This is a genomic window from Pseudoxanthomonas kalamensis DSM 18571 (assembly GCF_010211745.1).
Taxonomy (GTDB): Bacteria; Pseudomonadota; Gammaproteobacteria; order Xanthomonadales; family Xanthomonadaceae; genus Pseudoxanthomonas_A; species Pseudoxanthomonas_A kalamensis.
The window spans coordinates 1-642 of record NZ_PDWQ01000061.1 but is presented as its reverse complement, the minus strand read 5'-3'; the positions used below and the strand labels follow the sequence as shown (position 1 = coordinate 642).

Sequence of the window (642 nt, the reverse complement as noted above, 5' to 3'; positions counted from 1 at the left end):
GCTGCCGGGCTCGCCTTCCACCGCCGTGACCGAGTTATTGCGGCCCTTGCGGTTATTCAGGCCGATCGGATGGATCGGCGGCATGTACAGCACGTCGAAGTTCATCGCGCGGATGTGCGGCAAGCGCTTGATGACGTCATCGAACGTGCCATGCCGGCTCGCATCGCCACTTTGCGAACGCGGAAACAGATCGTACCAACTGGAAAAGTGCGCTGCGCGGCGCTCGGATTCCACCCGGAAGGCGACCGGATATTCCGAGCGGAACGGCTTGTCGTCGGCCAGCGCCATCGCCTGCGCGGTATCCGGCTCCAGCACGATGGCCAGCTGCTGCAGGAGTTCGCTCTGCGCACCGATGCGGGTGAGCACGGTCTGCAAGCGCTCGGCTAGCGCACCGTCGCTGCGCGCCTGTGCGGCCTGCACTGCCGCAACCGCCTCCTGCACATCGACCGGGAGCACGGTGTTTGCGGCACGTTTCTTTTCCAGATCCGCATGCAAGGTGGCGAAGACGTCGCGCCAGGCTTCTACGCGAAATTCGTAGCTGCCGATGCGTTCCAACGGGAACTCGGCGCGCCAACGGTCGTTGCCCAACGCACGCATTGGCGCGCTGGCCCAGGCCTTGGCGTCGGCCGGACGCCACAGCAC

At 65.4% G+C, this 642-nt stretch carries 1 protein-coding gene; it reads right to left on the bottom strand.

What is annotated here, in order from left to right; translation table 11 throughout:
- Positions 1-642 (bottom strand): maltotransferase domain-containing protein (locus CSC70_RS13970; RefSeq protein WP_162457207.1); only part of this gene is annotated, 642 nt, incomplete at both ends.